This window comes from Carboxydocella sp. JDF658 (assembly GCF_002049395.1).
In the GTDB taxonomy this organism is placed as follows: Bacteria; Bacillota.
In genome coordinates, this window is sequence record NZ_BDLR01000045.1 from 114,898 (window position 1) to 137,240 (window position 22,343).

At 51.0% G+C, this 22,343-nt stretch carries 26 protein-coding genes; 21 read left to right on the forward strand and 5 right to left on the reverse strand.

Going from position 1 to position 22,343, the window contains the following annotated elements; translation table 11 throughout:
* Positions 1-46 precede the first annotated feature (46 nt).
* Both JDF658_RS08650 and JDF658_RS08655 read right to left on the reverse strand, forming a co-directional pair.
* On the reverse strand, positions 47-1,798 hold the full coding sequence (locus tag JDF658_RS08650) for an ATP-binding protein (RefSeq protein ID WP_079907235.1): 1,752 nt from the start codon (positions 1,796-1,798) through the stop codon (positions 47-49).
* Positions 1,799-2,161 (reverse strand): helix-turn-helix domain-containing protein, encoded by a 363-nt coding sequence (locus tag JDF658_RS08655; RefSeq protein WP_078665770.1) that lies wholly within the window; start codon positions 2,159-2,161, stop codon positions 1,799-1,801.
* 248 nt (positions 2,162-2,409) lie between these two features.
* On the opposite strand from JDF658_RS08655, the gene JDF658_RS14830 reads away from it, so the two are divergent.
* The 12 genes from JDF658_RS14830 to JDF658_RS08715 all read left to right on the forward strand — a co-directional run bounded on the left by JDF658_RS14830 (position 2,410) and on the right by JDF658_RS08715 (position 12,086).
* Complete coding sequence (locus JDF658_RS14830) at positions 2,410-3,087, forward strand: DoxX family membrane protein (RefSeq protein ID WP_159071961.1); 678 nt, start codon at positions 2,410-2,412, stop codon at positions 3,085-3,087.
* 45 nt (positions 3,088-3,132) lie between these two features.
* Positions 3,133-3,717 carry an RNA polymerase sigma factor gene (locus tag JDF658_RS08665; protein ID WP_078665772.1) on the forward strand — a complete coding sequence of 195 codons (585 nt, stop codon included), beginning with the start codon at positions 3,133-3,135 and terminating at the stop codon, positions 3,715-3,717.
* Between the two features lie 111 nt (positions 3,718-3,828).
* Positions 3,829-4,260, forward strand: coding sequence for a MarR family winged helix-turn-helix transcriptional regulator (locus JDF658_RS08670; protein WP_159446598.1), 432 nt, complete (start codon positions 3,829-3,831; stop codon positions 4,258-4,260).
* A 5-nt stretch (positions 4,261-4,265) separates the two neighbouring features.
* Positions 4,266-5,867, forward strand: a complete 1,602-nt coding sequence (locus JDF658_RS08675) for an MDR family MFS transporter (protein ID WP_278308109.1) — start codon at positions 4,266-4,268, stop codon at positions 5,865-5,867.
* 107 nt (positions 5,868-5,974) lie between these two features.
* Positions 5,975-6,322, forward strand: a complete 348-nt coding sequence (locus JDF658_RS08680; protein WP_143311978.1) for a metalloregulator ArsR/SmtB family transcription factor — start codon at positions 5,975-5,977, stop codon at positions 6,320-6,322.
* An 18-nt stretch (positions 6,323-6,340) separates the two neighbouring features.
* The gene (locus JDF658_RS08685; protein WP_079907238.1) at positions 6,341-8,494 is read left to right on the forward strand and encodes a heavy metal translocating P-type ATPase; all 2,154 of its coding nucleotides are present in this window, start codon (positions 6,341-6,343) and stop codon (positions 8,492-8,494) included.
* Positions 8,495-8,544: 50 nt separating this feature from the next.
* Positions 8,545-9,714 (forward strand): LL-diaminopimelate aminotransferase, encoded by a 1,170-nt coding sequence (locus tag JDF658_RS08690; RefSeq protein ID WP_079907240.1) that lies wholly within the window; start codon positions 8,545-8,547, stop codon positions 9,712-9,714.
* Positions 9,715-9,770: 56 nt separating this feature from the next.
* The gene (locus JDF658_RS08695; RefSeq protein WP_107754109.1) at positions 9,771-10,061 is read left to right on the forward strand and encodes a DUF503 domain-containing protein; all 291 of its coding nucleotides are present in this window, start codon (positions 9,771-9,773) and stop codon (positions 10,059-10,061) included.
* 15 nt (positions 10,062-10,076) lie between these two features.
* Positions 10,077-10,496: a nucleoside recognition domain-containing protein gene (locus JDF658_RS08700; RefSeq protein ID WP_078665778.1), complete on the forward strand. Its 420-nt coding sequence runs from the start codon at positions 10,077-10,079 to the stop codon at positions 10,494-10,496.
* Between the two features lie 10 nt (positions 10,497-10,506).
* The gene (locus tag JDF658_RS08705) at positions 10,507-10,965 is read left to right on the forward strand and encodes a nucleoside recognition domain-containing protein (RefSeq protein WP_078665779.1); all 459 of its coding nucleotides are present in this window, start codon (positions 10,507-10,509) and stop codon (positions 10,963-10,965) included.
* Positions 10,944-11,276, forward strand: coding sequence for a bacillithiol system redox-active protein YtxJ (gene ytxJ / locus JDF658_RS08710; RefSeq protein ID WP_159446599.1), 333 nt, complete (start codon positions 10,944-10,946; stop codon positions 11,274-11,276). Before JDF658_RS08705 ends, ytxJ begins: the two co-directional genes overlap by 22 nt.
* A 24-nt stretch (positions 11,277-11,300) precedes the next feature.
* Complete coding sequence (locus tag JDF658_RS08715) at positions 11,301-12,086, forward strand: tRNA 2-thiocytidine biosynthesis TtcA family protein (RefSeq protein WP_079907245.1); 786 nt, start codon at positions 11,301-11,303, stop codon at positions 12,084-12,086.
* Here JDF658_RS08715 and JDF658_RS08720 read toward each other — a convergent pair.
* Positions 12,083-12,796 carry an HAD family hydrolase gene (locus JDF658_RS08720; RefSeq protein WP_078665782.1) on the reverse strand — a complete coding sequence of 238 codons (714 nt, stop codon included), beginning with the start codon at positions 12,794-12,796 and terminating at the stop codon, positions 12,083-12,085. The genes JDF658_RS08715 and JDF658_RS08720 overlap by 4 nt on opposite strands.
* Positions 12,797-13,027: 231 nt before the next feature.
* Between JDF658_RS08720 and JDF658_RS08725 the strand changes: the two genes are divergently transcribed.
* From JDF658_RS08725 to JDF658_RS08750, 6 genes are all read left to right on the forward strand, one after another.
* Complete coding sequence (locus JDF658_RS08725; RefSeq protein ID WP_159071958.1) at positions 13,028-13,276, forward strand: 4Fe-4S binding protein; 249 nt, start codon at positions 13,028-13,030, stop codon at positions 13,274-13,276.
* A gap of 59 nt (positions 13,277-13,335) precedes the next feature.
* Positions 13,336-14,256, forward strand: a complete 921-nt coding sequence (locus JDF658_RS08730) for a DNA-3-methyladenine glycosylase (protein ID WP_078665784.1) — start codon at positions 13,336-13,338, stop codon at positions 14,254-14,256.
* Positions 14,257-14,552: 296 nt separating this feature from the next.
* Positions 14,553-15,296, forward strand: coding sequence for an energy-coupling factor ABC transporter permease (locus JDF658_RS08735; RefSeq protein WP_079907247.1), 744 nt, complete (start codon positions 14,553-14,555; stop codon positions 15,294-15,296).
* A 1-nt stretch (position 15,297) separates the two neighbouring features.
* On the forward strand, positions 15,298-15,591 hold the full coding sequence (locus JDF658_RS08740; RefSeq protein WP_078665786.1) for an energy-coupling factor ABC transporter substrate-binding protein: 294 nt from the start codon (positions 15,298-15,300) through the stop codon (positions 15,589-15,591).
* Positions 15,584-16,381 (forward strand): cobalt ECF transporter T component CbiQ, encoded by a 798-nt coding sequence (cbiQ, locus tag JDF658_RS08745; protein ID WP_079907249.1) that lies wholly within the window; start codon positions 15,584-15,586, stop codon positions 16,379-16,381. The genes JDF658_RS08740 and cbiQ overlap by 8 nt, the downstream gene beginning before the upstream one ends.
* Positions 16,362-17,192, forward strand: a complete 831-nt coding sequence (locus tag JDF658_RS08750; protein WP_079907250.1) for an energy-coupling factor ABC transporter ATP-binding protein — start codon at positions 16,362-16,364, stop codon at positions 17,190-17,192. The genes cbiQ and JDF658_RS08750 overlap by 20 nt, the downstream gene beginning before the upstream one ends.
* Before the next feature lie 24 nt (positions 17,193-17,216).
* On the opposite strand, the gene JDF658_RS08755 is transcribed toward JDF658_RS08750, so the two are convergent.
* Together JDF658_RS08755 and JDF658_RS08760 are read right to left on the reverse strand one after the other, a co-directional pair.
* The gene (locus tag JDF658_RS08755; protein WP_078665789.1) at positions 17,217-18,068 is read right to left on the reverse strand and encodes a DegV family protein; all 852 of its coding nucleotides are present in this window, start codon (positions 18,066-18,068) and stop codon (positions 17,217-17,219) included.
* Between the two features lie 61 nt (positions 18,069-18,129).
* Positions 18,130-19,005 carry an RluA family pseudouridine synthase gene (locus JDF658_RS08760; RefSeq protein WP_159071957.1) on the reverse strand — a complete coding sequence of 292 codons (876 nt, stop codon included), beginning with the start codon at positions 19,003-19,005 and terminating at the stop codon, positions 18,130-18,132.
* Between the two features lie 65 nt (positions 19,006-19,070).
* Between JDF658_RS08760 and JDF658_RS08765 the strand changes: the two genes are divergently transcribed.
* From JDF658_RS08765 to JDF658_RS08775, 3 genes are all read left to right on the forward strand, one after another.
* Complete coding sequence (locus JDF658_RS08765) at positions 19,071-20,141, forward strand: FtsW/RodA/SpoVE family cell cycle protein (RefSeq protein ID WP_079907252.1); 1,071 nt, start codon at positions 19,071-19,073, stop codon at positions 20,139-20,141.
* Positions 20,142-20,211: 70 nt separating this feature from the next.
* The gene (locus JDF658_RS08770; RefSeq protein WP_078665791.1) at positions 20,212-20,946 is read left to right on the forward strand and encodes an N-acetylmuramoyl-L-alanine amidase; all 735 of its coding nucleotides are present in this window, start codon (positions 20,212-20,214) and stop codon (positions 20,944-20,946) included.
* An 83-nt stretch (positions 20,947-21,029) separates the two neighbouring features.
* The gene (locus JDF658_RS08775; protein WP_078665792.1) at positions 21,030-22,340 is read left to right on the forward strand and encodes an APC family permease; all 1,311 of its coding nucleotides are present in this window, start codon (positions 21,030-21,032) and stop codon (positions 22,338-22,340) included.
* Positions 22,341-22,343 lie beyond the last annotated feature (3 nt).

Genomic DNA, 22,343 nt, shown 5'->3' on the forward strand with positions numbered 1-22,343 from the left:
TGCAGGGTTGTTTTTTTATGCGTATAGACAGCATAGGGCCCTTTTGTTACTGGCTGCAGGGGATAAATATTGAAAAAGTACTGCCCTGGCCGGGGGCGCTTTTTACTTGAATTTTGCCTCCCCATAGTTCTACCAGCTGGTAAGTGAGCATTAAGCCAAGACCATGACCATCGGGTTTGGTTGTGAAAAATGGGGTTCCCAGCTGGGCCAGGGTTTCTTCTGTCATTCCAAAACCGGTATCGCTAACTTTAACTTCGATCAGGTTGGCGTCTGGTAGCCATTGACTGGATATTTTCAGTTCGCCTCCAGCGGGCATGCTTTCCAGGGCGTTCTGGATAAGATTGAGGAAAACCTGTTTAACTTGTTCCGGGACCAATTCCACCAGGGGCAAGTTGTCTGCCAGTTCCCGCTGCAGGATGACTTTTTGCTGAAAGGCTCTGGGTTCGCAGAACATGAGTAAATCTTGCAGCAAGCTATTTAAATTGACAGATTCCTTTTTAACAGATTTGCTGATGTAAAGGAATTCGTTGATGATCCGTTCAATCCGTTCCACCTCATTAATTATCAGATGCAAATATTTGGGATTGATTTGATTGGTACTAGCATTTTGCTGGCTAAAAATTTGTAAAAAGCCTTTGATTGTAGTCAGGGGATTGCGGATTTCATGGGCCATACCGGCAGCCAGCTGACCAGCTGTTTTAAACTTTTCTGAGCGGATCAATTCTTTTTCCCGTTCTTCCAGTTGCCATACCATCTGATTAAAGGCCCGATTCAGCTTTCCGATTTCATCATCGGATTCCACTGGAAGAGGTTCAGGTTTTTTCCCTTCCCCATAAGAGGCAATGGCCGTCAACAGTTTAGTTAAAGGCTGGCCGAGAGAATGGGCTAGATATAAAGAAAAAAACAGAGAGACACAAAGAACAACGGCAAATAAGCTAACCAGGTCGCGAGTCAATTTATCCAGGGGGGCATAGAGAACCTGTTCTGGAATGGTAACCCCTACGACCCAGGCCCGGGTATTTGAGGAAAAAGGTTTGACCAGAGCGAAGGCTGCAACAGCCCTGTCCCGGGGCAGATTGATCAGCTTTTTTTCCCTGGCTGCTGTTAAAATCGTGTTTAACTGTAACTGGTGCTCAGTGAGAAAATTATCCTTGAGAATTTTTTGTCGGTCAGGATGGGCAATGAATTCACCTTTTTGGTTAATAATAAAGGCATAACCAGCCTGGCCAAAAGTCTGCTGGCGGCTGCTAAAAGCATCGACCATTTGCCATAAATTAGCAAGGTGAACTGAGGGGGAAACAACACCGACGATCTGGTTCTGGCTCTTTACAGGGGCGGCTAAAACAAGCAATGGACGTTGGACAATGGGAGAATAATAGATATCAGAAAAATAGTACTGACCCTGTAAAGCAGGCTTAAACCAGGGTCTGCTGCTGACATCTTTACCTTCAGCAGAGATATTGGAGTCAGCCAGGACTTGACCTGCAGGATTTACATAAATGGCACCGTCGTACTGGGGATAACTTTCATTAAAGTCTTGCAAGTACTTACGCAGGATGTACGGGCTGGAGGTCCAGGGGACGGACAGAGTCATGAATTTCAAGTCAGTCAAGCGCTCATTTACAAATTGATAAGTGCTTTCTGCCAGGTTGTTAGCCATAATCACCAGATGGTATTCCAGTTGTTGTTTTAAGGCTTCCCGCTCGGCTCGCCAGGAAAAATAAAAGAAAAAGGCAAAAGGAACAATGGTAATAATCAAAAACAATAATAGAATCCGCAGACGAAAATTTAGACGCATTTACTGGCTCCTCTCTGTTGATATTGAAGAGTGGCGAAGAAATTCCTGGTATTCTAAACCCCATTCATACATCTTGTTCAGCACCTCGAGAAACCGCTGACCCATATCTGTTAAAGAATATTCAACCCTGGGCGGCACAACCGGATAGACATGGCGATGTACGAGCTGATCCCGCTCTAACTCCCGCAGCTGCTGGGTGAGGTAGCCCTGACGGATACTGGGTAAAGCCCGCAATAACTCATTAAAGCGTTTGGGCCCATCCTTTAACATCCAGATAATCACCAGCTTCCATTTGCCGGCAACAATATTCTGGGCAATGGCAACCGGGCATTTAAGTTCCAGGAGTTCCTGGCGTATATCCATTTTACTTCCTCCTATTTACAGTACGTTTTTTTGTACTATGTACAAAAAATTATCGTACTTGTTAATTTCTCACCGTTTGATATTATTATAATGCAGCTGAAACAGTTCAGCAATAAATTAGCGGTCATTTCCGATTTTTCTGGAAATCCGCCGCGGCGGATCAAATTTTAGATTTTTCCCCCAAACCACTAACCAATCCTGTTTGCTTTCGTCTTAATTAATGAAAAAGCAAACAGGAGGCGATGGAGATGTCCAAAACTTTTACTCTGGAAGAACTAAAAAAATACAATGGCTTAAAAGGCCAGCCTGCCTATGTGGCTTATAAAGGGCGCGTTTATGATGTGAGCCAGGTGTTTCAAAACGGCGAACATGCTGGCGTGAAGGCAGGAACTGATCTAACAGAGCTTTTGGCTAAAAGTCCCCATGATGAATCAATTTTTAGCAAAGTTCCGCAAGTGGGGACATTGCAGGTTAAGAGCAGCTGTTGCCAGAAATTGCTGGCAGTTAGTGAGCAAAGGGCTGATTTGTTGTTACGCATAGGTTTGGGGACAGTCTTTTTTGCCCACGGGGCCCAGAAACTGCTGGGCTGGTTTGGCGGCTTTGGCTGGTCTGGCACGATGGGCTTTTTAACCCAGGCGCTGGGTATCCCGGCCTTTTTTGCCGGGCTGGCGATTCTGACGGAGTTTTTTGGCGGACTGGCCATTTTGCTGGGGCTGTTTACCCGCCTGGCTGGCCTGGGATTGGCCATTACGATGCTGGTGGCAATGTTTAAGGTTCACTGGGCCAATGGTTTCTTCCTGGACCTGAAAGGGCCAGCTGATGGGATTGAATACGTATTCGTGCTATTCTGGCTGGCAGCTTATTTTGCGGTAAAAGGAGCAGGCAGGATTTCCCTGGATCACCTGCTTGCCCGGAGATCTAAATAAGAAGCCCCTCAGCGGGCTTTTTTCTACTGGTAGGAGGTGAAGGAGATGTCGGTACTTCAGCCCCATGTCCGGGAAAATGATTTGTCCTTTGAAGAAGTTATTGCTGCCAATGAAAAAAAGATTTTGAACCTGCTCTATGGGATGACCGGGGACTATCATCTGGCCCAGGATCTGGCCCAGGAGACTTTTTTACGGGCCTTTAAAGCCTTTCACACCTTTGCCGGTAAAGCAGCAGTATCCACCTGGCTTTATCGCATTGCCGTGAACGTAGCTTTAGACTACCAGCGCAAAGGATTTGTTCGCAGTGAACAGCCGGTGGAGCAAATTGCTGAAGTTAGAGGGGAAGATACCTGTGCTCAGGATCCCGATAAATCATGTCAAAAAAGGGCAATCAGGGACATTCTCTTTGCCTCCATTGCCAGGCTGCCGGAACAGCAACGGGAAGTTTATATTTTGAGAGAAATTAATGGTTGTTCCACCAAAGAAGTGGCTGAAATTCTGGGGTGCTCATCAGCTATGGTGAAATGGCGACTTTACAAGGCCCGCCTGGCTTTAAAGAAAATTTTACAGCAGGAACATAGCTATAAAAAAGCCGGGGTATTTCGGCTGAGCAGTCATGGTATAGAATAAAACCTGAATCCGCTTTCGCAAGAGAGCGGATTTTTTCTTGACAAAAAGTCAAAAAAGGGATATATTTAAACAGTCTAAACATTAGATTGTCTAAACAAGTGAGGGATGCCGATGAATGAACGGGAATTTGAGGATTATTTAGAGCGCTGGCAGGCGGCATTTGGCCGGATCATGCGGAATTTTGGCAATCGGCTGGCCGCCGAGGAGCCTGATTTGACCGGGCCCCGGTTTTTTCTCCTGAACCTCCTGGACCAGCAGGGACAAGCCACTGTCAGCCAGCTGGCAGAGGCTTTGCATGTCAAGCCCAGTTCAGTTACAGTCATGCTGGATCGTCTGGAAAATAACGGCCTGATTGTCCGTTCCCGTGAAACCCGGGATCGCCGGGTAGTCTTGATAAGTTTGTCGGAGGCGGGAAAGGATAAACTGGCTGAGGCCAGACGAAAACGGCGGCTGGTTCTGAAGGGCTATTTGGAAAAACTGGATCAGGAGGAAAGGGAAGTTTTGCTTACCATTCTGGAAAAGATGGCCAAAATTGAGGAGTGATTTTAGTGCAAACACAGGAATGGGCTACCACTATTACGGCTGAAGAGGGCATGGAAAAACGGGGTCTATTGATTTTTGGGTTACTGGTAGCGATGTTGTTTTCCGCTCTTGATAATACCATCGTGGGGACAGCCATGCCGCGAATAGTGGGGGAACTGGGCGGTCTGGGCATGATGACCTGGTTGACTACTGCCTATATGCTCAGTTCCACTGCGGTTGTGCCTATCGCCGGTAAACTGGCGGATTTGCTGGGACGCAAGTCGGTATATGTTGCCGGGTTGTTGCTGTTTATGTTGGGCTCTGCTCTCTGTGGGCTGGCCCAGAGTATGGAACAACTCATTATCTTTCGGGCTCTGCAGGGCATCGGCGGAGGAGTAATGATGCCGATGGCTATGGTAGTAATCGGGGATATTTTTACTGGGGCAGAACGGGCCAGGTGGCAGGGAGTTTTTGGGGCTGTTTTTGCCCTGTCTTCCATCATCGGGCCCCAGGTGGGGGGCTGGATTGTAGATGCCTGGAACTGGCGCTGGGTGTTTTACATTAATTTACCTACCGGGCTACTGGCTACTTTTTTAATCGCCACTGCTCTCAAAAACAAGCGTCTGGAACGACGGGTCCAAATTGATTACCGGGGGATGTTTACCCTGATCGCTGGAGTAGTGAGTCTATTGCTGGCTTTGAGCCTGGGTGGCAAGGAGTATCCCTGGCAGTCCTGGCAAATTCTTTCCCTGTTCGGTTTGGCGGCTTTGCTGCTCAGTGCTTTTATACTGGTAGAGACCCGTGTCAGTGAACCGGTCTTCCCCCTGCACCTTTTCCAGAACCGGGTCTTCATCCTGTTAAGTGGCATTGGTTTTTTAATGTCAATCGGTATGTTTGGAGCCATTATGTTTGTGCCCTTGTTCATGCAAGGGATAATCGGCATCAGCCCGTCTGAATCGGGAACGGTAATGATGCCCATGATGCTGGCCATGATGGCGGCTAGTATTATTGGTGGCCGGCTGGTTCAATTTTTGGGGCTAAGAAAACAGATGCTGCTGGGTATGTTAACCATGGTGGGAGGGTTCTGGCTGTTATCTACCATGGATATGAGTACCAGCAAGCAGCTGGCCATGGTGTATATGGGTGTTCTGGGGGTAGGAATAGGTCTGGTGATGCCATTGACGACTCTGGCCTTACAGGAATCCTTTAGCAAGCAGGAACTGGGAATCGTTACTTCCTCCAGCCAGTTTTTCCGGCAAATTGGCGGTACTTTTGGTATGACCATTCTGGGTGCGGTGATGAATTACCGTTCCAGCCATTTGCTGACTGAGAAAATGAAACCTTTTCTAATTCAGCTGCCGGCGCAGGCTCAATCCTGGGCCAGACAGTTGCAGGAACAGATCAGTCATAATGCCCAGGCCCTCTATTCTACCTTGCTAAACCCAGCTGCACTGCAAAAAATGCCTCTGGCCTTGCAACGGGTACTGGTACCCATTTTGAAAACTTCTCTTGTTGATACCTTGCAGCATGTTTTTCGCTATGGTATGGTGTTTGTCATCCTGGGAGCAGTGTTAACCCTGTTTTTGGGGGAAATTCAATTGACACAGGGACGCAAGTCGCAGGTTTAACCTGTGGCTTTTCTTTTTGTTTGACATTTTTTTGCTAAATGCATATAATCATAACAGAATATATGAATAAGTGTTCAAACAATCAAATAAAAACAGGGGGTGAGAGGATGGAGCGCTGTGATTGTACCATTATCCATGAGGAGGTCGTAAAACAGGTAAAGGAAAAAATGCCGGCGGAAGAGCAGTTATATGACCTGGCGGAGCTGTTCAAGGTGTTTGGTGATACTACCAGAATCAAAATTCTGTATGCCCTGTTTGCGGCAGAAATGTGTGTCTGTGATATTGCAGCCTTGCTTAATATGTCTCAATCGGCCATTTCCCACCAGCTCCGGGTATTGAAACAGGCACGGCTGGTCAAAAACCGTAAGGAAGGAAAGATAGTTTATTATTCCTTGGATGATGAACATATTAAACAGATTTTTGATCAGGGTTTCCTGCATATTACTGAAAAATAATGGCAAGAAGGGATAAAGATGAACAAAGGATTGCTAGCGAAACAGCATGCCAAAAAGGTCCTGCTGTTACAGGGCCTGTCCTGTGCCAATTGTGCTGCTAAAATCGAGGAAAAGGTGCGTAACCTGGATGGGGTGAGGGCAGCCACTCTGGATTTTGTTGCCCGGAGATTAACGATCGAGGTGGAGAACCAGGAGGAAACAGACCGGATTGTGACTGAAGCTTCGCGGATTGCACAGCAGATAGAGGCGGGACTGGAAGTCAGGGAAGAAGAGAAAGGATTACCAGAGGAGCAACTCCTGACAGCAGTAAAAAAAGGGGAATTGTTGCGTTTAGGAATAGGAGCGCTGGTTTACCTGCTGGCCCTGGTTTTGAAAATGCCGACAGGGCTGGAATTGCTGCTGTTCTTGCTGGCCTATGGCCTGGTGGGTGGGGAAATAGTGCTTAAGGCCATGAAAAATATCGGCAGGGGGCAGGTGTTTGATGAAAATTTCCTCATGACCATTGCAACTCTGGGCGCTTTTGCCCTGCGGGAATATCCGGAAGCGGTAGCGGTGATGCTTTTTTACCAGGTGGGTGAGCTTTTGCAGGATATGGCTGTACAGCGTTCCCGCCGTTCCATTCAGGCGGTGCTGGCTATCCGTCCTGACTCGGCCAATTTGTTGCTGGGGCAGGAAGTAAAAAGGGTGAAGCCGGAGGAGGTGCCGGTGGGTGCTTTCATTCTGGTAAAAGCAGGGGAAAAAATACCCTTGGACGGGAGAATAGTGCTAGGCTCCTCAACGGTGGATACTTCGGCTTTAACCGGGGAAGCTTTGCCACGTACGGTACGGGAAGGAGATGAAGTGCTGGCGGGATTTATTAATCAGAATGGGCTGTTGACCATTGAAGTAACCAGGGCCTATGAGGAATCCGCTGTAGCCCGTATCCTGGAGCTGGTGCAATCTGCTGCTGCCCAGAAAGCGCCGACGGAAAACTTTATTACCACTTTTGCCCGCTATTATACCCCGGCGGTGGTGCTGGCGGCTGCAGCAATAGCCTTGATTCCACCTTTGACCTTTTCGACAGCGGGTTTTTCCCTCTGGCTTTACCGGGCCCTGGTCTTTCTGGTTGTCTCCTGCCCCTGTGCCCTGGTGGTTTCCATTCCTCTCGGTTTCTTTGGAGGTCTGGGAGCGGCAGCCCGCCGGGGGATCCTGGTCAAGGGGGGCAATTATCTGGAAGCCCTGAGTAAACTGGAAGCAGTAGTATTTGACAAAACCGGGACCCTGACTCAGGGGGTTTTTCAGGTGGTAGAGGTAGTACCGGCGGGAAAGTGGTCCAGAGAAGAGATACTGGCCTATGCGGCACTGGCGGAGAGTTTTTCTAATCATCCCCTGGCCCGTTCAGTGCTGGCAGCCTGGGGACAGCCGGTAGAGCAGGTTCTGGTCAGCGAGTATGAAGAAATCAGCGGCCAGGGTGTGAAGGCTGTGGTCCAGGGTACCAGGGTTATTGCTGGTAAACGGCAACTGCTGGAGACAGAAGGTATTGCCGTACCGGTAACAGAGGTGGAAGGCACGGTAATCTGGCTGGCCCTTGCCGGGGAATATGCCGGCTATATCCGGCTGGCAGACCAGCTGAAACCTGATGCAAAGCAAGCTATTAACAGTCTACGGCAGCTGGGTATCCGGCGGCTGGTGATGCTGACCGGGGATAGCCAGGCAGCGGCCCGGCAGGTAGCGGAACAGCTGGGTATTACTGAGGTTAAGGCGGAATTGTTGCCCCAGGACAAAGTAGTCTGGCTGGAAAAAATCGAACAGGAAAAAACTGCTCAAGGGAAAGTAGCTTTTGTGGGTGATGGCATCAATGATGCTCCTGTCTTGGCCCGGGCCGATATCGGAATCGCCATGGGGGGGCTGGGGGCAGATGCTGCCATTGAAGCTGCAGATGTGGTGCTGATGCGGGATGAACCGGTACAGCTGGTAGAAGCCGTGCAGATAGCCCGCCGCACCAAACAAATTGTCTGGCAGAATATTGCCCTGGCTTTTGGGGTAAAAGGGATGGTACTTCTGTTAGGAGCCGGAGGACTGGCCACCATGTGGGAAGCGGTTTTCGCTGATGTAGGAGTGGCTCTGCTGGCTGTTTTAAATGCTCTGCGGATCTTGCAGAGCCAGAGACTACCGGATAGAGACCCTTGCTGACAATCTGCCTCCCTTTGTGTTATTATTATTGTGAAAGGGGAGTGGGTTGGATGGTTCAGGTAGCACGGCGTATCGAACTGCTGACTACCGGGATTTTTTCCGTAATGGAGGCCAAAAAGCGGGAAGTGGAGGCCCGGGGCTTGCCAGTGATCAATCTGGGGATTGGCAGCCCGGACCGCCCTCCTGCTCCGCATATAAAAGCTGCCTTGCGTGCCGGGATTGAAAAGGATGTTAATTATCGTTATCCGGTGTTTGAGGGCTGTTTGGAGTTACGGCAAGCTATTGCCCGCTGGTATCAGCGCCGTTTTGATGTGGAACTGGATCCGGAGCGGGAAGTGCTGGTGTTGATGGGATCCCAGGACGGGCTGGCCCATCTGGCCTGGGCCTATATTGAGGCAGGAGACCTGGCTCTGGTACCTGATCCGGGCTATCCCATTTATAGTGCCAGTATCTTGCTGGCCGGAGGGGAATTATATCCTTTGCCGCTGAAGGAAGAAAACGGTTTTCTGCCCCGGCTGGAGGATATTCCGGCAGAGGTGGCCCGGCGGGCGAAACTGCTGACCCTCAATTACCCCAGCAATCCGGTGGCTGCGGTGGCGGACCGAGCCTTTTTCCGGCAGGCAGTGGAATTCGCCCGGCAGTATGATTTACTGGTTTGTCATGATGCGGCCTATTCCGAACTGGCTTTTGATGGTTTTAAGCCTATGAGTTTTCTGGAGGTACCCGGGGCGAGGGAGGTAGGGGTGGAGTTTCACTCCTGTTCCAAGTCCTTTAATATGGCAGGTTGCCGTATAGGCTTTGTAGTAGGCAATCAGGAGGTTATCGCCAACCTGAATAAAATCAAATCCAATATCGATTATGGAGTTTTTAGCGCGGTTCAGGAGGCAGCAATTGCGGCCTTAGAAGGTCCCCAGGATTTTGTTCGGGAAAATGCAGCTACTTATCAGAAACGGCGGGATGTGCTGGTAGAAGGACTGGCTGAAGCGGGCTGGCAGATTCCCAAACCGAAAGGCTCCATGTTTTTATGGGCCCGGATTCCGGCCGGTTTTTCCACTTCCATGGAGTTTGCCCTCACATTACTGGAAAAAGCCGGAGTGCTGATGATTCCCGGTCATGCCTTTGGGGCGCAGGGGGAAGGATATGTACGCATCGCCCTGACCCAGGAAGTGCCGCTCTTACAGGAAGCAGTGGCCCGAATTAAAGCTAATTTTCATTTCTGAACAACTTACCTCCGCTGCCAGCGGGGGTTTTCTCACTTGTTGAAAAGAAAAGGCTGGTGACCAGATTGATTATCGGCTGTGGACGGATTACCCTTTACCTGGCAGATGGGCATTCCCTGAAGGATAAAAGACGGGTTTTACAGAGTATAATTAGCAGAATGCGCAGCAAATTCAATGTGGCGGTGGCAGAGATAGCCGATCAGGATTTGTGGCAGAAAATCACCCTGGGCATTGCTGTCATTGGCGGCAATTCAGCTCATGCGGGCAGCCAGCTCCAGGCTATTATCGACTGGCTGGAAGCGGAACCGCGCCTGCGGGTGGGTGAGGTGGAAACAGAAATACTGTAAATTGGAGGATGGAGAGTGAACTGGCAGGAGACATTATACAGAGGCTGGAAAAAGGGGATAAATACCACCTGGGTGCTGGCCAAAACCATGCTACCTATCTACATAGCAGTGAACTTACTTAAACTGACGCCCCTGTTTACCTGGTTGGCGGATATTTGTCGGCCCTTGATGGCCCTGTTCGGTTTACCGGGGGAAGCGGCTACCGCCCTGGTGATCGGCAATTTGCTCAATCTCTATGCTGCCATTGGGGCCATGGCGGCTATCACCTTAACGGGGAAACAGATTACCATTATCTCTTTAATGCTGTTGCTTTCCCATAATTTACTGGTAGAAACCGCTGTTTCCCGTCAGACTGGAATCGCTGGCTGGCCGCTGGTAGCAGTGCGATTGGGTTTTTCCTTTTTGGCGGGGATCATTTTGAATTTATTCTGGTAGGTGAGCAGGGGTGGAAACAATACTGTCCATCGGCATGGGGAGCCTGCGGCTGATCTGGGATGTGGCCGTTATCGTCATACCTATTATGCTGGTACTGGAGATTCTGAAAGATCTAAAATGGCTGGATATAGCGGCCGGCTGGCTGGCCCCGGCTCTGGGCAAAATCCATCTGTCCCGGGCAGCGGCTTTGCCCTTGCTGGTAGGTTTGGTTTTCGGTATTGCCTATGGGGCCGGGGTGATAATAGCGGCGGCCCGGGAGGGGGAACTGTCCCGCAAGGATTTGCATTTGCTCAGTATCTTTCTGGTACTCAATCATGCTATCATCGAAGATACCCTTTTGTTTGCCAGGATTGGTGCCAGTGGCTGGCTGTTGTTGACAGCCAGGACGGTGATGGCTATTATTGTTACCTGGATGGTGGGAAAATGGTTATTGAAGGAGGAGCAGTCATGGGAAAATTCATCGATGTAATGCAGGTGGAAGAACTGGAGGAAATTTTGCGTCAAGGCGGGAAAAAGCTGTTTTTTAAACACAGCGCTACCTGTCCTATCAGTGCCCGGGCTCACCAGGAAGTGGAACAATGGCTGGCTGAACAGGGGCCGGAGCAGGTAGTCTATCGCATTGTAGTGCAGGCAGCCCGGCCGGTGAGTAACCGCCTGGCCGAAGTGAGTGGGGTAGCCCATGCCAGTCCCCAGGTTCTCTGGCTGGATGGGACCAGTCCCCTCTGGCATACCAGCCATGGCCAGATAACCAGGGCCAACCTGCAGGCTCATATTAACTAATCCAGGGACAGGAGCTGAATAACCGTGCGTTTAGCTTTGCCGAAAAAATATATTCGCCCTCTCTGGCGGGCCATTATCGAATTTGATTTGCTCAGTCCGGGGGACCGGGTGCTGGTAGGCTTTTCTGGCGGGAAGGACAGTTCTTTTTTGCTCTATGCCCTTTCGGTATTACGCCAGCATGCGCCTTTCCCTTTTGAAGTAGGGGCCCTGACCATTGACCTGGGCTTTGAAACGGGTTTTCCCCGGCAGGAATTGGAGGCCTTTTGTCAGCGAGTAGATGTGCCTTTTTATACTGTTCATACTAAAATTAGCGAGCTGGCCCTGGGGGGGGATCGGCAAAGTGCCTGTGCCCGCTGTTCTTTTTTTCGGCGCGGAACCTTCAATGCCTTTGCCAGAGCCCATGGTTTCAACAAGGTGGCTTATGCCCATCACTATGATGATGCCGTAGAAACCTTTTTGATGAGCATCCTTTACAGTGGCCAAATCCAGACTTTCCAGCCCAAAACCTGGCTGGATGAAAGCCAGCTCTGGGTAATCCGGCCGCTGGTCTATTTCCGGGAGAAGGAAATCCGGCGAGCTGGGAAGGAGCTGGGGATTCAACCCATCCCCAGCCCCTGTCCTTTAGATGGCTATACCAAAAGGGCAGAAGTGAAGGAGCTGTTACGCCAGCTTGGCCGGCAAAACCGCCAGGTCTTTGCCAATGTAGCCGCTGCCATGCGGGAAGGCACCCCGGTGGAGCGCTGGCCCCGGGAATTGAGCAAGAAAGAGATCTGGCAAAAGAGCCTGGACTTCTGGCGGAACAAGAGTTAAAGGGCAGGAAGCTGGTCCAGCCAGTCCAGGAGCTCGGCCAGGGTTCCTCGCCAGTGAGCGGGATAAGTGGGTTCACCCCGGTCGATGAGGCAATCAGTGACCAGACCGGTGGTGATACCCAGAGTGGTAGCCACCAGGTCCTCCTGCGCATCATTGCCGAACATGAAACAGGCTTCCGGGGGGCGGTTAATATTTTCACATACTTCAAGGAAATAACGGACTGCTGGTTTGGAACTGCGGTAGCTGTCATAATAGGTGACATGGAGCCAGGGCAGGTCGGCGATACCAGCCCAGTGCATGCGTTCCCGGGTAGCTTCCACAGGGAAGAGGGGATTGGTGGCCAGCACTACCTGGTAGCCTTTGGCCAGGGCTTTTTCTACCACCTGCCGGGCCAGGGGCGTAGGCTGACAGCACTTTTTCAGCTGCGGAAAAACTTCAAGATAGTATTTTTCAAAATGGGGCAGGAGTTCTTCCTGTCCCTTTTCTGTCAGACGGGTAAAGGTATGCCAGAAAGCTTCGGCATTGGTAAGGCGGCCATCATTGGCGATCATGGCCTCAGTAGCCTGCCAGAAGTGGCGTAAAAAGGTTTTGCGGTCTGCCAGCCAGTGGAAATGCTCAGCTACCGCCTGCAAATATTCCTGCATGAATAATTCCTGATCAATAGGCAGTAATGTACCGTCCAGGTCAAATAAAATCGTGTCCCGTTTCATATACCTTTACCTCCTCATGGTGTTATAGTGGTTGACGGCAACAGCAATTTATCATAAAATATACAATACAAGGGTATAGTATAAATCAAGACAGAAGTGATACTTTCATGGGTCCGGTAGAATGGCTGGCGCGTAAACTATACTATCACACAGGGCAAGAAATTTCCAGCTGTCAATCCGCCTGTAAGGTGGATGGGGAAGAATATGGGAGGAAGAAGGAGGAAGAGCGGGATGCCTATCTACATCGACAAAAAGCTATGTGACCAGAACAAGGACTGTCCGGCAGCGACCTATTGTGTACCCCTGGCCCTGCGCTATGACAAAGAACGGGGTGAAATCGTCTATGATCGGGAGAAATGCATGAGCTGTGGCACCTGTGTGGTCCATTGCGGACCGGGGGCCATCTACTTCGCTCAGGATGACGAGGAACTGGCTCTGCTGGTAGAGGAGCTGAAACGGTTAGAAGAGGAAAACGGCTAAAGGCCGCTTTCCTCTTTTTCTATTTGTGGTAAAATGGAGAGGAAATGGAGGGTTAATGGATGCAACACGAATTTTACTGGAATCCCCCTGCTCCTACCGATTTACCGGGAATGCTGAAACGAATGCGTTCTGCCGGTCAGGATGTACTCTACCGGCTGGGGGAGAATGGTTTACAAAAGGCCCTGAGCTGGGATGGTCGACCTGTTTTATTGACAGTACAGGAAGAAGGCACAGTAACCAAACCCTGCTGGCATATTGAGGTGGCTGGCCCCGAGCTACCGCCTGACTGGCAGGAACGGGCTATTGCCTATTTAAGCCATGTCTTTTGCCTGAATTTTGATTTGCCTGCTTTTTATCAGTTTTGCCGCCAGCATCTTCCCCTGGCTGCTCTGGTGGAGCGTTTCTATGGTCAGCGCATGATCCTGGAGCCGACTCTTTATGAAGCGGCCATTAGCTCTATAATTGCCCAGCAGCTCAATCTCAGTTTTTGCGCCCAGCTGAAACGGAATTTGCTGGTCCGTTGTAATTGCCAGTGGCACTGGGAAGGGGTGGACTGGCTGTTGTTTCCTGAGCCACAACAACTGGTCAGGTTGACCGCGGAAGATTTACGTTTACTCAAGTTCAGCCGCAGTAAGGCAGAATATGTACTGGGAGTGGCCCAGGCTACAGCAACAGGTCAGCTGAACTGGAGCAAGGTTGAAACCATGCCGGAACAGGAGGCGATGAGCTATTTAATTTCCTGGCGGGGCATTGGGCGCTGGACAGCAGAGTGTATCCTGCTGTTTGGCCAGGGGCGGTCGGACTTGTTGCCGGCAGCGGATATCGGTTTACGTAATGCGGTTGGGCAGCTGTGGGGGCTGGGACGCCAGGCAACTGAAGCTGAAGTACGGGAAATCGGGGAAGGCTGGCGGCCCTACCGGAGCTGGGTAACCCATTATCTCTGGTTGAGTTTAACAGAAAATTCAGGCAAAGACTTGTAAAAATGACCATAATATGCTATGATAATTACTGTTAAAAAAGAATAACAGAGGCGCCTGGCCCTGAGGGGTCGGCTTAAACGGTATCCGGTGCGAATCCGAGCATTTACTGTGTTGGTGAGCGGGCTCATTGTGAGGGGCCAGCGATGAACCTCAGCCAGTAACCGGCCTGCTGAAACACACCTTTATGCAAATGGGAGGTGGTTTGCTTCAGGCTGTCCGTTAAGCTGAGCGCCTTGCCTTCCCTGGTCATAAGGCTGGGGATTTTTTATTTTACAATGCTGGGAGGGGAAGAGTAGATGAAAAAGTACAAGTCATTAGTTCTGATTGGTTTGGGTTTATTATGGTTTACTTTAAATGCCCCTGTTAATGCTTATGCCATGCACATAGCTGAAGGCTTCCTGCCGCCGGTTTGGGCGGGATTATGGTATTTGCTGTTCCTGCCCTTTTTGGCCTGGGGTTTGTACCGGATAAACCGGATAGTAAAAGCCAACCCCGGAGTAAAGATGCTCCTGGGTTTGGTGGGAGCTTTTGCCTTTGTACTATCCGCATTAAAAATACCTTCTGTAACCGGTAGCTGTTCCCACCCAACGGGAGTGGGGCTGGGAGCTATCCTGTTTGGTCCAGCTGCCATGATGGTGCTGGGCACGATTGTTCTCATTTTTCAGGCTTTACTGCTGGCCCATGGCGGGGTAACTACTTTAGGAGCCAATGCCTTTTCTATGGCTATTACTGGCCCCCTGGTTTCCTATGGACTTTACAAGCTTTTGCAAAAAACCGGGGTGAACCGCAGTTTCAGCATTTTTCTGGCCGCTACCCTGGGGGACCTGGCTACCTATCTGGTGACATCGGTTCAGCTGGCCCTGGCATTTCCCACCGGTGGGCTCATTGCTGCCTTTCTCAAATTTGCCGGGATTTTTGCCCTTACCCAGATTCCGCTGGCCATCAGCGAAGGCTTGCTGACTGTAGTGGTCTTTAATACCATCAGCAATTATAACCGCCAGGAGTTAGTGGAACTGGCAGTTCTGACGGAGGAGGGATAAGATGAAAAAGCAAAATCTTATTTTATTGCTAATGGCCGTGGTTTTATCTTTAGGACCTCTTGTCCTGTTGCCCAATGCCCCTTTCGCTGGAGCTGATGGGCAGGCGGAAGAAGTGATCAGCCAGTTGCGTCCTGACTACAAGCCCTGGTTCCAGAATTTCTGGCAACCGCCCAGCGGGGAAGTGGAAAGCTTGCTCTTTGCCCTGCAAGCAGCCCTGGGCAGTGGTTTTATTGGCTATTATTTAGGCTATCTCCGCGGCAAAAAACAGGCAGAGGAGAAAAAAGGGCATGTTTAATATCGATCAATTTGCTTATAATAACCGGCTGCGTCATGTTCATCCTCTGGAAAAATTGCTATTGACCGGATTAACTATGGGGGCGGTCTTGAGCCGTCCCCAACCGGTGGTAACGGGCCTGGTGCTGCTAATAATGAATGGAATTTTATGGGGGCGGGCTGGTATACCCTTGCGCTATCTGGTGCGGCTGCTGCTTTTGCCTTTTTCCTTTTTGCTGCTCAGTGCCTGGACGATTTTGTTAAGCCTCAGTACCGAGCCGGTTAGTGGGATTATAACCTGGAAAATCGGGCCGCTGTTTGCAGGGATTGACTGGCGGCAGCTGGGGCTGGCCCTGCGGGTTATACTACAGGCTCTGGCTGCTGTCAGCTGCCTTTACTTTCTCATCCTGACTACACCGATGGTTGAGATCCTGGGAATTCTGCGCCGTTTGCAGATTCCGCCCCTGCTACTGGAACTGATGGGATTGGTTTATCGCTTTATCTTTGTGCTGGCGGAAACAGCAGTACAGATCCAGATTTCCCAGGCTTCCCGCTGGGGCTATGCCAGTCTGGGCAATTCCTACCGCTCCCTGGGCCAGTTGATAACCGCTCTGTTGTTCAAATCCCAGCAGCGTTCCCGCCAGCTTTATCAAGCTCTGGAGGCCAGGGGTTATCAGGGGGAGTTAAGGGTATTGGAACCGGAATATCACTGGTCCGGTGCCAATCTGGCCTTGATTGCTCTGGTACAAATGGTACTCTGGTTTATGGCATTAAACGGGGGAGGAGAAAAAATTGTCATCTTTCATTCTTGAGGCCTGTGCCGTGGAATTTGCCTATCCGGATGGGACGGTAGCATTGCAGGGTGTGAATATGGCGATTGAACGGGGAAAGAAAATTGCCGTGCTGGGGTCCAATGGGGCGGGCAAATCCACCCTGTTTTTGCACTTTAACGGAATTTTACGGCCCCGGCGGGGGGAAATCCGTTTTGCCGGGCATAAAGTCAGCTATAAACATAAAGATTTACTGGAGCTGCGCAAACGGGTGGGGATTGTTTTTCAGGACCCGGATAGCCAGCTATTTTCCGCCAGTGTCTATCAGGAGATTTCCTTTGGCCCTCTCAATCTAGGCTTGGCGGAAGCGGAGGTGCGGCGGAGGGTGGAACAGGCTCTGGCAGCCACGGAGATCAGCCATTTACGGGATAAACCGACCCATGCCTTGAGTTACGGGCAGAAAAAACGGGTTTCCCTGGCGGCCATTCTGGCCATGGAGCCGGAAGTGCTGATTTGTGATGAGCCTACAGCATGGCTGGATCCGCGCCATTCCAGACAAGTAATGGGATTGCTGGATAATATTAGCGACAAGGGGACAACGGTCATCCTTTCCACCCATGATGTGGAACTGGCCTATGACTGGGCAGATTATGTCTATGTCATGCAACAGGGACGGGTAATCGGGCAGGGAACACCGGCGGAAATTTTCCTGGATGAAAAGCTTCTGCAACAGGCAGATCTGACTCAGCCCTGGCTGGTTGAGGTATATCAGGCCTTGAGGCAACGGGGGCTAACTAACCGGCCGCTGCCGCGCAATCGACAGGAGTTGCTGGCCCTGGTGCTGGCTCAATAAAAAAGCTGTCCGCAAGGACAGCTTTTATGCTTCACAGAAAACAAAACCTACCAGACCAGGGCCGGTATGGATGCCAAGAGCCGGGGAAATCTGTTCCAGAAAGCTTTCTACCACAGTGGGGAGCTCTTTCAGTTTTTTGTAAAGCTCCCGTGCCTCTGCCTCGGCGGCGCCATGCAGAACAGCCAGCCGGCAAGGGGTTTCTTTAGCCAGCTGTTCGCCTATTTTCAGCAATTCTTTTAACCCCAGTTTTTTTCCCCTTACTTTTGTGAAGGAAAAATACTTGCCTTCTTTATCAACAGAAATAATGGGTTTTAGATTGAGCATTTGCCCAAGAAAGGCGGAAACAGCACCAATACGACCGCCCCGGTGGAGATATTCCAGCGTATCGAGGATAAAAAAGACACGGCTAGTATCCCGCAGATGTACTAAGCGCTGCCAGATAGTATCCAGATCGGTTTGGCCGCTGCGCAGCATTCGGGCGGCTTCCAGAAGCAAAAAACCCTGACCGAAGGAAAGGGAACGGCTGTCAAATACCCGGATGTCCAGGCCTTCATACTGGCTGGCTATGGTCTGTACCATTTGCCAGGTACCAGAAAGACTGCTGGAGATATGGATAGCCAGTACCTGTTTGTAGCCTTCAGCCTTCAGTTGGTCCAGCAAAGCCAGAACTGCGCCGGGAGTAGGCATGGAAGTGGTGGGGATTTCAACCGGCAAGCGAGCATAGATATCCTCGGGCTGGATATCTACCCGGTCCAGGAACTGACCATCCTGATAATTGATGCCAAAGGGCAGGACGTGAATTTGCAGCGCTTCTAACAAGGTCGGGGGTAGATCGCAGGCGCTGTCTGTGATTAGTGCAATGGAAAACTGGGGCATTCTTTCTCCTCCAAATATTTAGATTTCTTTTATTTTAACATATTAACAACCATACTAAAAGCTATTTTAAAAAATTCCGAAAATCGGCAGGTAACGGAGCGCTAATTCCCTGTCCTGGCCAAACCAGGCGCTGGCAGTGGAGCAGAGGACGAGGGGCCAGGGGAGCGGCCGGACCGCCATAATATTTGTCCCCCAGGATAGGACAGCCCAGGTGGCTTAAATGTACTCGAATTTGATGGGTACGACCGGTAACCAGCTCCAGTTCCAGCAGGGACCATTCCTTCCCGGTTTGTAGAAGGCGGTAGCGGGTAAGGGCAGGCTGCCCCGCAGGAATGATGGCGCGTAACTGTGGATGATGGGGATGAGGGCCGATGGGAGCTGAAATTTCTCCCGTTTCAGCCGGAGGCTGGCCCAAAACGATGGCCTGGTAATAGCGGCTGATTTTGCCGCTGCGCAGTAGCTGGTCCAGTACATGATGGGCATGGCTGTGTTTGGCAAAGAGAACAACGCCACTGGTGTCCCGGTCCAGTCTGTGGACAGGATGGGCCACCGGGGCCAGACCTTTTTGCTGCAGGTAATAGGCTACACCATGGGCCAGAGTCGGTTTTTGCCCCTGGTGCGGTCCACCGGGATGAACAGCTATACCTGCCGGTTTGTTAAGAGCCAGGCACTGTTCATCTTCAAAAAGAATATCTAAAGCCATATGGATCGGGGTTAGACCGGGGGCCGGAGCAGCGGTTTCCAGCAGGACTTTCAGCTCATCTCCTGCTTTTACGGTATGGCCCAAAAAAGGGGCACGACCATTGAGCAAAATTCCCCGGCGGCGGGTCAGGCGCTGAATCGCCCGCCCTGATACCTGTAACTGCTGGCGCAGAATAGTTTCCACCGTCAAACCGGCTTGTTCGGGGGGAACAGAATAGGTCAGCCATTTGCGCAAGGAATTTGCTCCTTTCTGTGATATAATGGATAATAAAATTATATCCCGAATTGGGAGGAAGGGAAATGCTTGATTTGCGCCGCACCCTGGCTCTCCTGTTGCCGTTGTCTCTGATGGCAATTGGGGTAATGCTGGTGGACAGAGCCACAGCCGTGCGTTCCTGGCAGGATTATGGCAATTACCATGCCTATGGCTTACGGCAGGCCCAGTTCGCTCTCCTGGCCCTGCTGGCCTTCTTTCTGGCCTGGCGAACTACTGTGCCTTTCTGGCAAAACTGGGCCTGGAGTATGTGGGCAATTGCAGTAGTGCTAAACGGTTTTTTGCTGGTGCCTGGCTGGAGTATAGCGGCCGGCGGGGCAGCTCGCTGGCTCAAGCTGGGTGATCTGGTAATTGCCCCTGCTGGTTTGATGCTGCTTACTACCTGTTTGGTCTTACCCCTCTTACCCCGGCGGCGCTGGATGCTGGCCCTTTTAATGGGCGAGAGTTTGCTGCTGGCAGCTCAGCCCGATTTCAGCCAGATTCCTGTCCTCTGGGCAGCAGGCCTGACGGTGCTGGTCCTGAAGGGCAATTTCGGTCTGAGAGAAGGGTTGGCCGGGGCCCTGGGACTGTTGCTGTTTAGTGGTCTGGCCTGGTTACATCCCTATGTGCAGGGGCGTATTTACAATGTCCTCTGGCCCATACCAGGGCAGGGGGGTGAGGATTATCTGGGGCTGCGCCGCATGTGGGCAGAAGCAGGCTGGTGGGGCCAGGGTTTTACCTGGCGGCAGGAGAGTTATTATATCTCATCACCGGAAGATGATTATCTCTTTGCTTTCCTGGCCCACAAACTGGGTTGGGTAGCAGCTGTACTGCTGGTTATTGCCTATCTGGCCTGGGTTTGGGCGGTCTGGCCGCGGCGCTGGGAAAAGTACTGGCAGGGGGATTACCCCCTGATGGTGCGAGGGGCTTTGCTGGCCTGGCTGGGAAGTGCAGCGGCCTTGCATTTTCTGACCAATAGCGGCTGGTTTCCTATAACTACCATTAACTTGCCCTGGATGAGCTGGGGAGGAACTGGTTTGATTACGACCGCCTGGGCGGCAGGTTTGGCGGCCGGGATGGTAGGAAAGGAAGAAGGAGAGTATGCAGGAGCGGGTTAGACCGCTCTTTTTTTCTTGGTCAGTGGCGACACCGGCAAACGGTGCATACAATTCAATGAGGTGATGCTAGATGGATGAGGTCAAGCTGGTGTATAAGGGCAAGGCCCTGCCCTTTTTTGGACGGCTGCAGGAAAACCAGACCTGGGTGCCTATCCGGCCTTTGCTGGAAAGCCTGGGTCATCGTCTGGTCTGGGATGGCAGTAATCGGATCGTTTATATTGATTCCCAGCCAGTGGTAGCAGTCAAACCCCTGGCCAACCGGATTATCTGTCTGGACGCCGGGCATGGCGGGCCTGACCCGGGAGCGGTAGGGCCCAGTGGCTTGAAGGAAAAGGATGTCACTCTGGATGTGGTTCTGAAGCTGAAACAGCTCTTACAAAATGACGGGGCCCAGGTGATTTTAACCCGGGATAGTGACCGGGTAGGGGAACCGGATAGCCGGGTAGCGGAATTATCCCGGCGGGTAAAGCTGGCCAATAGTCAGGGGGCCCATATCTTTGTTTCTGTTCATTGTAATTCTGCAACCAATAGGGAAGCCAGGGGCACTGAGATCTATTTCCATCATGCTACTGCCCGGTCGCTGGCACAGGCCTTAGAACCACCCCTGCAAAAACCCGGGTTACCCTGGCGGGGGATTAAACAGGGCAATTTTCTGGTCATTCGCAAAGCCCAGATGCCGGCAGTACTGGTGGAACTGGCCTTTATCAGTAACCCCATTGAAGAAAGACTGCTGGCCGATAACGCCTGGCGGCAACGCTGGGCTCAGGCCTTGCGTGATGGGATTATAAATTATTTTCAAAGCTAAACAATATACTTGTAAAGGTTCTGGTGCTGTGCTATATTAGACAGGGCAAATTTTAAATACTGACATACTAAGGAGGAGCAGCATTGGAACAACAGTTGCGCAAGGAATTGGGCTTATTCACAACAATGATGCTAGTAGTGGGTATGGTTATTGGAGCAGGGGTCTTTTTTAAACCGGCTGTGATCCTGAAAGCCACCGGTTCACCGACCTGGTCGTTGGGAGCCTGGATTCTAGGTGGAATCATCACTCTGGCGGCGGGTTTGACTATGGCGGAACTGGCGGTAGCAATTCCCCGTACAGGGGGTCTATATGCCTACCTGGAAGAACTGTATGGGCCAGTTGTTGGTTTTCTCTTTGGCTGGGTCCAAACGGTAATCTACGGACCGGCTATAGTAGCAGCTCTGGCTATTATCTTTTCTGCCCAGCTCGGGCAGCTGTTGCATTATTCTGGCTGGGTAGAAACTCTGGTTGCTATCGGCCTGGTATTGCTGGTAGCGTTGATTAACACAACTGGCACCAAACAGGGCGGTAGAGTGCAAACCATTTTTACCATTGGCAAACTCATACCCATCCTGACAATTATCGGTTTTGGTTTATGGCAGGGCCAGGAGCAACTGGGCTTGTTTACCGGTACAGCAACACGCATTACCATTAGCGGTCTGGGTGCGGCGATCCTGGCTACTCTCTGGGCCTATGACGGCTGGCTCAATGTCAGTTATGTAGCTGGAGAGATGAAAAATCCCAAACGGGACTTACCAATTGCTATTTCTTCCGGCCTGTTGCTGGTTATGGCTGTTTACCTGACAATCAATTATGCAATTTTCAAGGTAGTGCCTCTGACCCAGCTGGAACAGTCGGCTACACCAGCCACTGATGCGGCTCAGATGCTCTTTGGTACATTTGGAGCCAGTATTGTCGGTATCGGCATTCTGGTCTCTATCTTCGGAGCATTGAATGGTTATTTGTTGACTTCTGCCCGGGTGCCTTTTGCCATGGGACAAAAAGGTCAATTACCAGGCAGTGACTGGATCGGCAAAGTTCACCTGACCTTTGGCACCCCAGTAAACGCTATATTCTTGCAGGTGATAATTGCATGTTTCTTCATTCTCACCGGGAGCTTTGATCGCCTTACTGATCTGGCCATGTTTTCCGTCTGGATTTTCTTTGTTTTAGGCCTGGCCGGAATTTTTCTTTTGCGGCGAAGGGAGATAGGCCAGGATCAGTACCGGGTACCCCTTTATCCTTTTGTGCCGCTGGTAGCAATGATAGGGGGAACTTATATTTTACTCAATAATTTGGTTACTAATCCTCTGGATTCCTTGTTTAGCCTGGGCATTACCGCCCTGGGCTTACCGGTTTACTGGTGGACAGGTAAAAAAGAAGGGGCTATTTAGCCC